The organism is Phyllobacterium sp. 0TCS1.6A, from assembly GCF_026420825.1.
Taxonomy (GTDB): Bacteria; Pseudomonadota; Alphaproteobacteria; order Rhizobiales; family Rhizobiaceae; genus Phyllobacterium.
This window is the reverse complement of record NZ_JAPMAB010000014.1, coordinates 38,748-51,772: the sequence shown is the minus strand read 5'-3', so window position 1 is coordinate 51,772 and position 13,025 is coordinate 38,748. Positions and strand designations below refer to the sequence as shown.

13 protein-coding genes are annotated in these 13,025 nt (G+C 62.2%); 4 read left to right on the top strand and 9 right to left on the bottom strand.

The features are described 5' to 3' along the window. Positions 1–21 precede the first annotated feature (21 nt). Positions 22–663: a LysE family translocator gene (locus OSJ75_RS22265; protein WP_267229584.1), complete on the top strand. Its 642-nt coding sequence runs from the start codon at positions 22–24 to the stop codon at positions 661–663. A 69-nt stretch (positions 664–732) separates the two neighbouring features. Here the strand turns inward: OSJ75_RS22265 and OSJ75_RS22260 are convergent, their stop codons facing one another. From OSJ75_RS22260 to OSJ75_RS22235, 6 genes are all read right to left on the bottom strand, one after another. After that, the gene (locus tag OSJ75_RS22260; RefSeq protein ID WP_267229582.1) at positions 733–1,848 is read right to left on the bottom strand and encodes a TRAP transporter substrate-binding protein; all 1,116 of its coding nucleotides are present in this window, start codon (positions 1,846–1,848) and stop codon (positions 733–735) included. Positions 1,849–1,899: 51 nt separating this feature from the next. Next, the gene (locus OSJ75_RS22255) at positions 1,900–3,486 is read right to left on the bottom strand and encodes a TRAP transporter large permease (protein ID WP_267229581.1); all 1,587 of its coding nucleotides are present in this window, start codon (positions 3,484–3,486) and stop codon (positions 1,900–1,902) included. Between the two features lie 16 nt (positions 3,487–3,502). After that, a complete protein-coding gene (locus tag OSJ75_RS22250; protein ID WP_250017634.1) occupies positions 3,503–4,051 on the bottom strand; it encodes a TRAP transporter small permease subunit in 549 nt (182 codons plus the stop codon). 137 nt (positions 4,052–4,188) lie between these two features. Beyond that, entirely contained in the window at positions 4,189–4,833 is a 645-nt protein-coding gene (locus OSJ75_RS22245; RefSeq protein WP_250017637.1) for a response regulator transcription factor, read from the bottom strand. Further along, positions 4,830–6,218: a cache domain-containing protein gene (locus tag OSJ75_RS22240; protein ID WP_267229578.1), complete on the bottom strand. Its 1,389-nt coding sequence runs from the start codon at positions 6,216–6,218 to the stop codon at positions 4,830–4,832. Before OSJ75_RS22240 ends, OSJ75_RS22245 begins: the two co-directional genes overlap by 4 nt. A gap of 27 nt (positions 6,219–6,245) precedes the next feature. After that, positions 6,246–6,704, bottom strand: coding sequence for a GNAT family N-acetyltransferase (locus OSJ75_RS22235; protein ID WP_267229577.1), 459 nt, complete (start codon positions 6,702–6,704; stop codon positions 6,246–6,248). Between the two features lie 108 nt (positions 6,705–6,812). On the opposite strand from OSJ75_RS22235, the gene OSJ75_RS22230 reads away from it, so the two are divergent. Then, positions 6,813–8,033: a DUF763 domain-containing protein gene (locus tag OSJ75_RS22230; RefSeq protein WP_267229576.1), complete on the top strand. Its 1,221-nt coding sequence runs from the start codon at positions 6,813–6,815 to the stop codon at positions 8,031–8,033. Here OSJ75_RS22230 and OSJ75_RS22225 read toward each other — a convergent pair. After that, positions 7,992–8,849 carry an endonuclease/exonuclease/phosphatase family protein gene (locus OSJ75_RS22225; protein ID WP_416362601.1) on the bottom strand — a complete coding sequence of 286 codons (858 nt, stop codon included), beginning with the start codon at positions 8,847–8,849 and terminating at the stop codon, positions 7,992–7,994. The genes OSJ75_RS22230 and OSJ75_RS22225 overlap by 42 nt on opposite strands. Positions 8,850–8,874: 25 nt before the next feature. Between OSJ75_RS22225 and OSJ75_RS22220 the strand changes: the two genes are divergently transcribed. Next, positions 8,875–9,825: a lysylphosphatidylglycerol synthase domain-containing protein gene (locus OSJ75_RS22220; RefSeq protein ID WP_267229573.1), complete on the top strand. Its 951-nt coding sequence runs from the start codon at positions 8,875–8,877 to the stop codon at positions 9,823–9,825. On the opposite strand, the gene OSJ75_RS22215 is transcribed toward OSJ75_RS22220, so the two are convergent. Together OSJ75_RS22215 and OSJ75_RS22210 are read right to left on the bottom strand one after the other, a co-directional pair. Then, a complete protein-coding gene (locus tag OSJ75_RS22215; protein WP_267229572.1) occupies positions 9,793–11,280 on the bottom strand; it encodes a phospholipase D-like domain-containing protein in 1,488 nt (495 codons plus the stop codon). The two genes, OSJ75_RS22220 and OSJ75_RS22215, sit on opposite strands and share 33 nt — an antisense overlap. A gap of 137 nt (positions 11,281–11,417) precedes the next feature. Further along, entirely contained in the window at positions 11,418–11,855 is a 438-nt protein-coding gene (locus OSJ75_RS22210) for an SRPBCC family protein (RefSeq protein ID WP_250017664.1), read from the bottom strand. Positions 11,856–11,945: 90 nt separating this feature from the next. Between OSJ75_RS22210 and OSJ75_RS22205 the strand changes: the two genes are divergently transcribed. Then, a complete protein-coding gene (locus tag OSJ75_RS22205) occupies positions 11,946–13,019 on the top strand; it encodes an adenylate/guanylate cyclase domain-containing protein (RefSeq protein WP_267229611.1) in 1,074 nt (357 codons plus the stop codon). Positions 13,020–13,025: the final 6 nt, after the last annotated feature.

The window sequence follows — 13,025 nt, the reverse complement described above, 5'->3', positions numbered from 1 at the left end:
CCGCCCGAAAAGGAGAGTACCATGGATGCAGTCACCGTCCTTGCAAGCATAATCGCGGCGATCGCGGTCGGGGCGATCAGTCCCGGTCCGAGCTTCGTTCTGGTGTCCAGGATGTCGCTGTCCACAACCCGCTCGCACGGCCTTGCCGCAGCGCTTGGCATGGGCACAGGCGGATTGATATTCGCCACGCTCGCGGTGCTCGGGCTCACGGCTCTGCTCATGAAGTTCGAATGGCTTTATTTCGCCTTCAAATTCGTCGGCGGCGCCTATCTGCTCTACATGGCCTACGGAATATTCCGGGGTGCGCGCCAGCCGATAGAGGCCACGGGGAGTTCTCGCGGGTGGAGCGAACTGAGCCTCGCGCGTGCGTTCGGCATCGGGCTCATGACGCAGCTCAGCAATCCCAAGACCTCGATCTTCTATGCGAGTATCTTCGCCGCGATCATGCCGCCGGCTCCGTCGCTCTGGTTGCTGCTGGTCTTGCCGCCAACGCTGTTTCTGGTCGAGGCGGGCTGGTATGCCATCGTCGCACTGGCCTTTTCCGGCGGCCGCGTGCGCCGTGTCTATGCCCGGCTGAAGCAATGGCTGGATTACACGGCGAGCGCGGTCATGGGCGCTCTCGGCGCCAAGCTGATCATGGAAGCCGTGCAGAGAAAGCTCTGATCCCCGGCCGAAACGAAAGACGGGACGGGCCGTGGCCCATCCCGTCGCCCCTCAGCGCTATCGCCGTTATTATTTGCCGCCAGCCTGTGCCGAATAGACATAGCTGTCATAGCTGTATTCGGCGACGCGGAACCATTCGAAGGATTCATCGCGGAATTTCTTCCAGGCCGGATAGATCTTCGACCAGCTCGGGTGCTTTTCGCCATATTCAGCGTAGAGCTCGAATGTCGTCTTGTAGGCGGCGTCCATCACGTCGCGCGGCAGCGGGCTGAGCTTGACGCCCTTGCCGACGAGCGAACGGATCGCCGCGGTGTTCTTGACGTCGTAGAGAGCCTGCATGTTGACGTTTGCAGCCTTGCACGCGGTGTCGAGTGCCACCTTGTACGCTTCCGGCAGGCCTTCATACTGCGCCTTGTTGATGAAGAAGTGGATCGTGAGGCCACCTTCCCAATAGGCCGGATAATAGTAATAGGGCGCGATCTGGTAGAAGCCGAGGCGTTCGTCATCATAGGGACCGACCCATTCCGCCGCGTCGATCGTGCCGCGCTCGAGCGCGGGATAGATGTCGCCGCCCGGCAATTGCTGCGGAACGACGCCGAGACGCGACATGACCTCACCGGCAACGCCGGCAATGCGCATCTTCACGCCCTTCAGATCGGCAAGGTTGGTGATCGGCTTGCGGAACCAGCCGCCCATCTGCGCGCCCGTGCCGCCGCCCGGCTTGGCCACCATTCCGTAGTCTGCAAGGAACGCGTCATAGAGTTCGTTGCCGCCGCCGTGATAGAGCCAGGCGTTCTGCTGGCGCGCATTGAGACCGAAGGGGATGGTCGAGCCGATGGCGAATGTCGGGTCCTTGCCGGTGAAATAATAGCCGCAGGTATGCGCGATCTCCACCGTGTTCGCCTTCACCGCGTCCAGGGCCTGCGGGCCCGGCAGAAGTTCGCCGGCCTGGAACACCTGGATCTGGAACTTGCCCTCGGTCATCTTCGACAGGGCCTCTGCCATGACGACCGCGCCGCCATAGATGGTGTCGAGATTGTTCGGGAAGCCCGAGGTCAGCCGCCATTTGATGGTCGGCAGTTCCTGGGCGATGGCCGGCTTGGCCAGCGCCGCGCCGGCGACTGTGGCGGCGCCGCCGATCGCCCCCTTGGTCAGGAAGTTACGTCTGTTGAGACCGTTCGTCATTATTTCTCTCCTCCGGATTATCGATTGCCCGTGCCGCTACCGGCACCGGGTTTAGTTTTTCGGTGCCTCTTGCGGTTGAGCACCAAAGCTGGGTGTCGGCGAACCGAAATCGGGGGCAGGGGGCGCGCCGAACGAGGGGGCTGCGGGCTGTCCTTCAGAGGGTTCGGGCGCTCCGAAGGGCTGTGCCGGGGTGCCAAAAGGATTGGCGCCATCCGCTCCGGGCATTGGAACATTCAATTTGATCGATGCGGGGTCGACGATGGTCTGGCCCGACTTGTAGTGGGTCACCAGCGGCGGGAAGGCGATCACCAGAGCAACCATCGCCAGCTGGATTCCAAGGAACGGCAGGGCTCCCATGTAGATCTGGCCGGAGGTCACTGGCTTGATCGTCTCGCCGGTCACGCGGTCCTTGTAGGGGCGCGTCGGAGCAACCGAACGCAGGTAGAACAGCGAGAAGCCGAAGGGCGGGTGCATGAATGACGTCTGCATGTTGATCGCCAGCATGACGCCGAACCAGATCAAGTCAATGCCGAGACTGTCGGCGACCGGCGCCAGCAGCGGAATGATGATGAAGGCGAGCTCGAAATAATCGAGGAAGAACGCCAGGAAGAACACGAGAAGGTTGGCGACGATCAGGAAGCCGACTTCGCCGCCGGGTATCGAGGTCATCAGATGCTCGACCCAGACATGCCCGTTCACGCCATAGAACGTCAGCGAGAATACACGGGCGCCGAGCAGGATGAAGATGACGAAGGAGGAAAGCCGCGCCGTGGAATAGAGGGCGGATTTCACCATGGTCAGGTCGAGGCGGCGATTGACAGCGGCGAGCACCAGCGCTCCGACCGCACCCATCGCGCCGCCTTCGGTCGGCGTGGCGAGGCCGATGAAGATCGTGCCGAGCACGAGGAAGATCAGCACCAGTGGCGGCACCAGCGAGGTCACGACCCGGCCGGCGAGTTTCCAGCCCCGCAAGGTGCGGGCCTGCGCCGGCAGTGCCGGGACGCTGGCGGGTTGCAGCATCGACATGACGATGATGTAGGCCGCATAGAGGGCAACCAGCAGCAGGCCGGGAACCAGGGCGCCCTTGTACATGTCACCGACGGAACGGCCGAGCTGGTCGGCGAGAATGATGAGGACGAGGCTTGGCGGTATGATCTGGGCGAGGGTGCCAGAAGCTGCGATCGTGCCGGCGGCGACGCGCCTGTCATAGCCGTAGCGCAGCATGATCGGCAGGGAAATCAGGCCCATCGAGATGACCGAGGCGGCAACCACGCCTGTCGTTGCCGCGAGAATGGCGCCGACGAAGATCACGGCGAATGCCAGGCCGCCCCTGATCGGGCCGAACAATTGGCCGATCGTATCGAGAAGGTCTTCCGCCATGCCGCTTCGTTCGAGCACCAGGCCCATGAAGGTGAAGAACGGAATTGCCAGCAGCGTTTCGTTCGACATCTGGCCGAAGATGCGGTCGGGTATGGCGCCGAAGAGATTGATCGGCAGCAATCCCATTTCGATGCCGATAAGGCCGAAGGAAAAGCCGACAAAGGCGAGCGCGAACGCCACCGGATAGCCGAGAAGCAGCACGACTATCAGCGAAAGGAACATGATAGGCGCAAGGTTTTCCGCGAAGAATGCGAACATGACTGGGGTTCCCGGCTTAGAGTATCTGGGCTTCGGCGTCTGCGATGGCGATCGCATCGGGCATGTCGCCCCGAAGTATCGCAACGCGTTTTATCAGTTCGGAGAGGCCCTGGAGAGCCAGCAGCCCGAAGCCGATGGGAATGCACAGCCAGACAGGCCAGAGGACCAGGCCGCCGGTATTGTTGGAGATTTCTCCGCTGACATATTTTGCGACGACGATCGGCCAGGAGAGGTAGATGGTGATGAGGCAGAACGGGAAGAGGAAGAAGATGGTGCCGAGAACCTCGATCCAGAGCTGCGTGCGGCGGCTGAGCCGGCCGTAGACAAGATCAACCTTCACGTGTTCGCTGTGCAGGAGTGTCCAGGCGGCCGCAACGAGGAACGCTGCGGAGAACAGGTACCACTGCGCCTCCAGCCAGGCATTGGAGCTGAGATTGAACAGTTTTCGCGTTGTCGCGTTGATGGCGCTGATCAATACGGCGGCCAGCAACAGCCAGGAGACGGCCTTGCCGAGAAATGTATTGATGGCGTCGATGGCGCGCGACAGGGACAACAGACCTGACAATGTGAAATCCTCCCGAGATCCAGCTGTTCGACAGCCGTGTCATTAGTTCCGCGTGTTATGGCCAAACGGCCGTTCCGCGCAAGCCCGCTCTTACGTCTATTTACAATACTCTACCCACTTGTGGGTATATGTAATTTTCAGGATTCCGGCCGTGACAGGCCCTTTTCCAGGGCGAACCGTATCAATCCGGCGGTACTTGCGATCCCGAGCTTCTTCTTGATGTTCTTGCGATGGGTTTCGGCGGTCGCTTCCGTAATGGCAAGGGAACTGGCGATGTCGCGGTTGCTCTTGCCACCGGCCAGCAGCAGCAGAACTTCCTGCTCGCGTGCGGTCAGGTGAACATCGCCCTCGCTCTCCTGGCGCTCCAGCAGCACTTCCGAGACGCCCGAGGAGAAGAAACTCTTGCCCGCGGCGACCGTTTCTATCGCCGTCACGATTTCGTTGGTGGAGACATCCTTGAGCAGGTAACCCGATGCGCCGCGCATGACCGAAGTCGAGATATATTCCTTGCTGTCATGCATGGACAACATCAGGATGCGAGAATTCGGCAATTCGTTGCGGAACAGTTCTATGGCATCGATGCCGCTGAGCTTGGGCATGTTGATGTCCATCAATATGACCGCCGGCCGGGTTTGCCTGGCGATTTCAAGCCCCGTCTGCGCCAGCGCGGCGGTTCCGACGATCTCGATGTGGCCGAAGGTTTCGAGGACGGCGCGCAGCCCGTCGAGAACCAGCGGATGGTTGTCGATCAGCAGGACCTTTATCTTGTTGCCGTCCGTCATGCCGCCTCCAGCCCGACATCCGCGCTTGCGGCCGCCGATCTTGGCAAGGTTGCGATCAGCGTCGTGCCCTGCGCTGCCGTCTTGACCACCAGCAATCCGTCGAAATGAGCCATTCGTTCCTGCATGTTGCGCAATCCGAGACCGCCGCCGGCGTTCCTGTCCTTGCCCGCAACCTCCTCGAAACCATTGCCATTGTCTTCGATGGTCATCCTGATACGGCCGCGGTCGCTCCACAGCCGGATGGCAGCGCGCGAAGCACCCGAATGCCGCTCGATATTGTTCAGCGCCTCCTGCGCAACGCGATAGAGCGCCGTGCTCGCTTCCGCCTTCGGTCGGGTGTCGAAGGCGGAAGCGTCCAGCGATGTCTCGATCCCCGTCCGCTCGGCGAAATTGCTGCTGAGCGCCTGCAGTGCGGAAGTGAGGCCGAGATCGTCGAGCACGCGCGGCCGCAAATCATGCGAAAGACGGCGAACTTCCTTGATGGCGACGTTCAGCGCATCCGCTCCCTTGTCGATGGCGCCGGCGGCATCATCGCCGCCATTCCTGACCTTGCGGCTGGCAAGATCGATCGCATAGCGGACACCGACCAGGTTCTGCGAGATGCCGTCGTGAAGTTCCCGCGCCAGTCGCGCTCGCTCTTCCTCCTGCGTGTCGATGATACGCTGCGTCAACTCCTTCAGCTTGCCATCCGCCATGCGCCGCTCCCGCAGGGTCAGCAGCATGCCCGTTGCGAAGACGATGAGCACGGCCGGGACGGCGATCATGATCACGACCTGGAACGTCTTGCGGATATTGGCGCGAAAATCGGCATTGGCGGTAGCAGTCTGGACGTAGACGTCGTCGAGATAGACGCCGGTGCCGAGCATCCAGCGCCATTTGTCGAGGCCGACGGCGAAGGAAAGCTTGTCGCCCATGGTGCCCGATGACGGCTTCTGCCATTTGTAGCGGTGCATGCCGCCGCCCTGTTTCGCCTTGTCGATCAGGTTGGCGATCACCTTGTCACCGTCAGGATCGACGAGATCGAGCCAATTGTGCCCGGGGCGGAAGGTCTGGCGCGGGTGGACGATGTTGTTGCCGTCATAATCATAGACGAAGAAATAGCCGTCCTGGCCATAGTCGAGCGAAGTGAGGATGGCCCGCACGCGTTCCTTGGCTGCTTCGTCGCCAGCCTGCGCATTCTCATAGACGTCGTGGATCGCCGAAAGCGCCAGATTGGTAAGGTTCAGCAATTCCGTTTCCTTGGCCTTGAGCATGTTCTGCTCGAACGTACCGATGCTGCTTCGAACCAATGTGGTCGATTGCCAGGTGATGAAGGCTGTCACGGTCAATATCGCCAGCACGAGCGGGACGATGGCCAAGGCTACGATCTGGTGTCTTAAATTCATCGCTGCTTTCCCGATGGCTGCCGCGCGTCAGAGGTTCAATTTCAGGCCTTCATGGCTCGCTGTAAATCCCAGCTCTTCATAAAAGCGGATGGCCTCCGGCCGGGCCTTGTCCGATGTCAGCTGAACCAGCCGGCAGTTGCGCGCCCGCGCCATGTCGATCGCATGCCGGATCATGCGCCGTCCGATCCCTGCGCCGCGATGGCTGGAGGCGATGCGCACGCTTTCGATCTGGCCACGCCACATCCCAAGGCGCGACAGGCCGGGAATGAAGGAAAGCTGCAGGCAGCCAACGATCGCGCCGGCATCATCTGCGACGACCAGGGCCTGGTTGCGATCGGCCTCGATGGCCTCGAATGCAGCCTGATAGGCTGGATCGACGGGATCGGAGACGCGCTCGCGGCTCTTTCCCAGTTCGTCATCCGCCAGCATTGCGACTATGGCCGGAAGGTCTGCTCGTTCTGCTGTCCTGAATCGCGGTTCAGTCATTTGATACTCCCCAGCCGCGCTACGAAACGCTGTTCAAAAGACGCCGCGCCTTACCACAAAAGAACGAAATGTCCTATATAGTGGCGGTTACGGTTTAAGGAGAGAGAATTGGCAAAACGATCCGGCAGTGCCGATCTGCCGCTGCATGGCGGGCGCGTGCCCCATTGGCTGGGTAACCGGATGACCCGGATCGGCACGCTCATCTGCCAGGCCATCGCGGAACATTACGGCCGGGATGAATTGCTGCGGCGGCTTTCACATCCGTTCTGGTTCCAGTCGTTCGGCGCGGTCATGGGCATGGACTGGCATTCGTCCGGTATCACCACCAGCGTCATCGGCGCGTTGAAGCGCGGGTTGAACCCGATTTCGGGCGAACTCGGGCTGCATGTCTGTGGTGGTCGCGGCTCCCATTCCCGCAAGACGCCCGACGAGCTTGCGATCATCGGCGACCGGGTCGGTATCGACGGCGTCGCGCTTGGACGCACCAGCCGGCTGGTGGCAAAGGTCGACAGCGCCGCGGTGCAGGACGGGTTCGATCTTTATCTGCACGGCTTCATCATTGCCGATGACGGCAAATGGGTGGTGGTACAGCAGGGCATGAATGGCGACAGCCGCCAGGCCAGGCGATATCACTGGTTGTCGGAAGGGCTGAGCAGTTTCCTCGACTCGCCGCATTCGGCGATCGAAGGGCAGGGCGGCGGCGAGATCGTCAACCTGGCGGACAAGCGGGCGGCGCGTTCCCGATCGGCGCAACTGGACCTGCTGGGCTCCTTTGGCCCATCGGGCGTGGTCAGGGAGCTTGCCCGGCTGAACGAAGTCGAGCCCGCGCCGTCCGATCAGCTGGTATTGCCCCATCTCGTCATGCCGGCGCATCATGATGTGCGGCAGGAGGATGTGGTGATGCGTCGCCTGCATGGCAATCTGGCGGCTGCCGCAGAAGCCGGCCCCTCGGATTTCGAGGATCTGCTGCTGGTGCCGGGCGTCGGCGGGCGTACCGTCAAGGCGCTGGCCATGGTTGCCGAGATCGTCCATGGCGCGCCCTGCAGATTTTCGGATCCCGCCCGATTCTCGCTGGCCCATGGCGGCAAGGACCGTCACCCCTTTCCCGTGCCGCTGAAAGTCTATGACGAAACGATCAACGTGCTCAAATCAGCGGTCAGGAAGCACAGGCTTGGCCAGACCGAGGAACTTGAAGCGATCAGGCGTCTCGACGTGCAGGCGCGCAAGCTCGAGGCCTATGCGACGGGACCCAATCTTGATGAATATGTGGCTGGCGAGTTCCGCGATTCAGCCGGTTTCGGCGGCCGGAGCGTCTTCGGCCCCGAATAGGACTTCGCGCTCGGCCTTTGTCCGGTCAACCGCAGCGCGGGCATCGGCGGCGCGGAACTCCAGCCTGGCAAAGAGCGGGAGATGATCCGAGGCCGTGCGGGCCAACCGGCTTTGCAGGACGCCGATTTCTCGCACATGGATGGTCCGATCGACAAAGATATGATCGAGCCGCAGGAGCGGCAGCCGCGCCGGAAACGTTCGCGCGGGCCTGGCGCCGGTGGAGCGCCAGGCGTCATCGAGCCGCGCGGTAATCTGGCGATAGGCGAGCGACGATCGCACCGCGTTGAAGTCTCCGAGCAATATTCTCGGCGAGGTGCAATCGGGGTGGCCGAGCCATGCCGGCCCCAGCAGTGCGCTCACCTGGCCGGAGCGGTCGCGCCTGGAAAGACCGAGATGCGTGTTGATGATCTGGACCGGGCGTCCATTCCATTCCACCTCGACCCAGAGCGCGCCGCGCTGCTCCGCCAGCGAAGGCAGCGGCGCCGATTTGACCAGGCGCATGTCCAGCGATGTCAGGATGGCATCGCCATATTGCTCCTCGGCGATGCGAATGGCGGGGTTGAAATACATTTCCATGCCGAGATGTATCGCGATGGATCGAGCCTGGTCGATCGCTCCTGTGCGGCGACGGCCGACATCGAGTTCCTGCAGCGCGACGACATCGGCGCCGCAGTCGGCAATCACCTCGGCGATACGCTCCGGCGATGCTTTCGCATCGCTGCCAATGCAGCTGTGAACGTTGTAGGTCAGTATCTTGATGCCGTTCTCCCTTGAATGCCTAAGGAAAGGAACTTCTGCCGACACCTTCCGTTCCATTTCTGTTGGATATGGACGAGGTTCGATGCGAATACGAAGAATTGTGCTCAATCTGCTTTTCGTCGCAGCGATCTGTCTGGCGGGCTGGCTGCTTATCCGCAATGTCGGCAGCTACAGCATGGATGAGATCGTCGAATCCCTGGCGCAGATTCCGTTCTGGCGGCTCGCCGCCGCGGTAGGCTTCGCCTTCGCCAGCTATGCCTGCCTGACTGGCTTCGATGCGCTCGGCCTGCTTTATGCCGGCAAGCCGCAGCCCTACTGGCGCGCGGCGCTCACATCCTTCGTCAGTCTTTCCATGGGCCACAATATCGGGTTGGCGGCGCTCAGCAGTGGTGCAATCCGCTACCGCTTCTATTCCCGCTGGGGACTGTACGCCGAGGACGTGGCGAAAGTGGTGCTCTTCTCAGGCATGACGGTCGTCGTCGGCCTGGTGGCGCTGTGCGCCATCGCCATGTTCATGGGACCGGACCGGGCCGCGGAAATCACCGGCATCGATGCGGGCAATGTACGGATGATCGCGCTTGCGCTGATGGCGAGCCTCGTCCTTTACGCGGTTCTGTGCTGGCTGATCCGCCGCCCGCTTGCCTTGCGGACGTGGCGATTGCGGCTGCCATCCTTTCGTATGGCGCTGGCCCAGATAGGGCTCGGGACCATCAATTTCGGCCTGATCGCCGCTTGCCTGCAGCAATTGCTGCTCGCCCATCAGCCGGTCGGATATTGGGACACGGCGGCCGTCTATGCGATCGCCAACGGAGCCGCGACGGCAAGCCATGTGCCGGGCGGTCTTGGTGTTCTCGAAGCGGCGATACAATTCCTGATGCAGGGTTCCGCCGGAATCGGGGCGATCATAGCCTTCAGATGCGTGTATTTCTTCCTGCCGCTGGCACTCGGCTTCCCCCTCTTGCTGCTGTCCGAGCACTTTTTGCGACGGGATGACAACCGATCATCCTCCGCTGCGGCGCAGGCGTCGTCGTAGCGCCCGCACGGCGCGCATGGCCCAGCGCATGGGAGCCATCGCCTTGGACGGATCGAATACCGAAGTCAGCAGCACTTCATTTTCGGCCTCGTTCCCGGCTTGTATGGGTTTCAGCCGGCGCCGGCCGGTGACGCGACTGTCGACCAGGGGCAGCAGCGAACCTGCCTTCTCGCAGGCGGTCATGACGGCAGAAGCCTCCATTCCGAGATGTTCGGCGAGCAATCTCGCCCGCAGGCGGCGTATCGCTGCTCGGGTCTGCGGTTCCACCGCCTCCACCGCGACGTCGCATTCCGTATCCATGCCGCGCGAGCGATTGTTCAGGTTGGACGATCCGACCCGGATATAGCGGTCGTCGACGATCATCACCTTCGAATGCAGGAAAATGTCGGTTTCGGGTTCGTCGCCGGAGGCAACGGCAGAATAGAGCACGCGCAGCCTGTTGAATTTGTCCGCCTGCTTGAGCCGGCTGATCAGCCGGCGGCCATTCCCGCCCATGAACATGGCCTCGAATGTGCCATGGCACTCCTTCGGCGTAAGAACCACGATCTCCGGTCCATCGGGCTCGGCAAGCCGCTGCGCCAGTAGCCTGCCCAACCTGCGGCAGGTGAAATACTGCGTCTCCACATAGACGCATCTTGCAGCAGCGGCGATGGCAGCTTCGTTGAGGCGCTCGATCTCGCGCACGCCTCGCCTCGAGAACGTGGCGGGCAGGGTGCGCGCTATGGCGACCTCCACCTCGCGCATATCCGCCTTGAGGCCGCGCGGCCAGACTTCTCCATCGGAGCGAACCGCCTGCAGCTCTTCGCCTGTGCATGTCTTCCAGCGTGCCCGGGCGAGGTCCGCGAGGGCATTGGCGGCATCGCCATCCACCGCAATCTGAACATCGTGCACCGGCGGATAGGCCTTGCCGGACGGATCGGTTCGCCTCGGATCATCGATCGTATGGAGCTGGGTATCCCAACGCTCTATCGTAAGGTCGATGCCACCGCAAAAAGCCATCCTGTCGTCGATGCAGACGATTTTCTGATGATGGCAGCCACGCAGCGGATGGCTGCGGTCATAGCAGAAACGGATGCGCGGATGTTCGGCCCACGTCTCGTGCGGGAAGAACCGCATCTGGCCGGCTGAATAGATCGGCCCGGCGGACCAGATGAGGACGTGGATGTGAAGGTCGGGCCGCTCCTCCGCCAATCGGCGCAAATAGGGCCCGAGCTGGGGTGATCTCGCCTGGTCCGGCCGCAGATGGATGCGGCCGTTGAAATCCCATCCGATGATGAATATCGATCGCCGGGCCTTCGCCAGGGCACGTTCGAGCCAGCCGTAATATTCGGCGGCATCGACAAGCATGGAGACGCGGCGGGCGTGCTCCCGGCGCCACGCGTTGACGCCGGGGACTATGATCCTTGAAAGGGCACGGCTCTTCTTCGATCCAATCCGGGCGACGGAGATATCCACCGTGACAGCTCCTTTCGGCTCACTGGTTCAAAGCATATCTCCAATGTGTCGGCGTCTTGTTTGTTCCCGAAGTGGCAGAGGGCCGTCACGTCCCAAAGGACGCATCGGCCACGCCAGCGGCTGAACTCGGTCGAGGTTCAGGAGATCGTTTCGACGTCCGGCCCGGGATCGCCTCCGGCGGCGGCTATGGACAGCCTGTGCAGATAATGGTTCCAGCCCTTCTCATGATCGGCGCGTTCCTGCTCGTTCGGCAGGCCGGCATGGGTAAAGCGTACCAGGGTTCCGCTGCCCTTTTCGACGAGGTCGATCTCGATGAGGCTCGATCCCGGCGGCACGCTGTCATTGCCCTCCCAACCGAAACTATAGGCCAGGCGGTGGATCGGAATGACTTCGGTGAACTGGCCGCGCGCCGTGTATTTGTCGTTCAGGCTGACGAGATAGATGCCGCCCGGATGCGGCTCCACCGTTGCCGACACGCCGATCCAGCGCATGATCTTCTCTGGATCGGTGAGGAAGGCGAATACGGTCGCCTGCGGGGCCGCGATCTCGATCTCACGGTGAAGAGCCTCGGTCATTGGCCAGCCTCCAAATCAGGACCATTGTCTCCGCCAGCAATCTAAGCCAATGATGCACCGGCGCAAGGAACAAATTTCATGACCGGCCCGATGCAATTGCCTTCCGCTTTGTCCTTCCTGATCGATGAGGCGATCGACCTGTCCGAGGGCGATGTTTTCCTCACCACGCTCGCTGAAAGGCTGATCGCCGACGGTGTACCGCTGATCGGGGCCATGCTGACGCAGGCAGCGCCACATCCGGTGATCGAACGGCGCGCCTGGCTCTGGCGCAGTGACACCGGAAAGGTGATCGAGGCTCTGGGTTTCGGACCGCCGATGGCCGAACCCGGCCATGGCGAAATGGCTGTCGAATGGCTCAACGGGCTGGGGGCAAGGGCGGTGCGGATAGATCAGGTGGGGAGCTTGCCCGATGCCGCCCAGCTGGGTTGGGCCACCAGCCGTTCGCTTGACGACGGGGAGTTGGCCTTGCTGGCAGATGTAGCACGCTTCGCCGCCACGCCGCTGGCCCTGCTCGCGGCGCGCTCGGCGCTGAGCGGCTTGCTCACGGCATATCTCGGCCGTCGAAGCGCCGGGCAGGTGCTGGATGGCCGATTGCGCCGGGGTCCCGGCCAGACGATCACGGCGGCCGTGCTTTTCGCCGACCTGCGAGGTTTCACCGAATTATCGGAGACGGGCGCTGCGAATGAGGTGATTACAGCGCTGGATGCGTGGTTCGACCGCATCGCCGGCGCGGTTCATGCCTTCGGCGGCGAGGTGCTGAAATTCATCGGCGACGGAGTCCTCGCCATATTCCCGATCGGCGAGCGCAATGCGGCCGCTGCATGCGACGCGGCGTTGCGGGCGGTTTCCGCCGCGTGCGCGGGCATGGAGCACCTCAATCGAACCCGGGCCACGCAAGATCTGCCATTATTGTCGTTCGGCGCCGCCCTTCACCTCGGGGACATGTTGTGGGGCAACATAGGCACGGCCGACCGACTGGATTTCACCGCGATCGGTCCCGCCGTGAATCTGGTGAGCCGTCTCGAAGGCCTGTGTCGTCCGCTGGGTCGAACGGTGCTGCTGTCCGGTGCTTTTGCGGCGGAAACGACGCAGCCGCTCGTGCCGCTGGGCGAACACAAATTGCGCGGCATTGCTATGCCCTGCCAGGTGTTCACGCTGCCCTGACGGATC

Bases quoted from the DNA above. Each gene is read 5' to 3' on its own strand.
- OSJ75_RS22265 (WP_267229584.1), top strand. From the start codon at position 22: ATGGATGCAGTCACCGTCCTTGCAAGCATAATCGCGGCGATCGCGGTC.
- OSJ75_RS22260 (WP_267229582.1), bottom strand. From the start codon at position 1,848: ATGACGAACGGTCTCAACAGACGTAACTTCCTGACCAAGGGGGCGATC.
- OSJ75_RS22255 (WP_267229581.1), bottom strand. From the start codon at position 3,486: ATGTTCGCATTCTTCGCGGAAAACCTTGCGCCTATCATGTTCCTTTCG.
- OSJ75_RS22245 (WP_250017637.1), bottom strand. From the start codon at position 4,833: ATGACGGACGGCAACAAGATAAAGGTCCTGCTGATCGACAACCATCCG.
- OSJ75_RS22240 (WP_267229578.1), bottom strand. From the start codon at position 6,218: ATGAATTTAAGACACCAGATCGTAGCCTTGGCCATCGTCCCGCTCGTG.
- OSJ75_RS22235 (WP_267229577.1), bottom strand. From the start codon at position 6,704: ATGACTGAACCGCGATTCAGGACAGCAGAACGAGCAGACCTTCCGGCC.
- OSJ75_RS22225 (WP_416362601.1), bottom strand. From the start codon at position 8,849: ATGGAACGGAAGGTGTCGGCAGAAGTTCCTTTCCTTAGGCATTCAAGG.
- OSJ75_RS22220 (WP_267229573.1), top strand. From the start codon at position 8,875: ATGCGAATACGAAGAATTGTGCTCAATCTGCTTTTCGTCGCAGCGATC.
- OSJ75_RS22210 (WP_250017664.1), bottom strand. From the start codon at position 11,855: ATGACCGAGGCTCTTCACCGTGAGATCGAGATCGCGGCCCCGCAGGCG.
- OSJ75_RS22205 (WP_267229611.1), top strand. From the start codon at position 11,946: ATGCAATTGCCTTCCGCTTTGTCCTTCCTGATCGATGAGGCGATCGAC.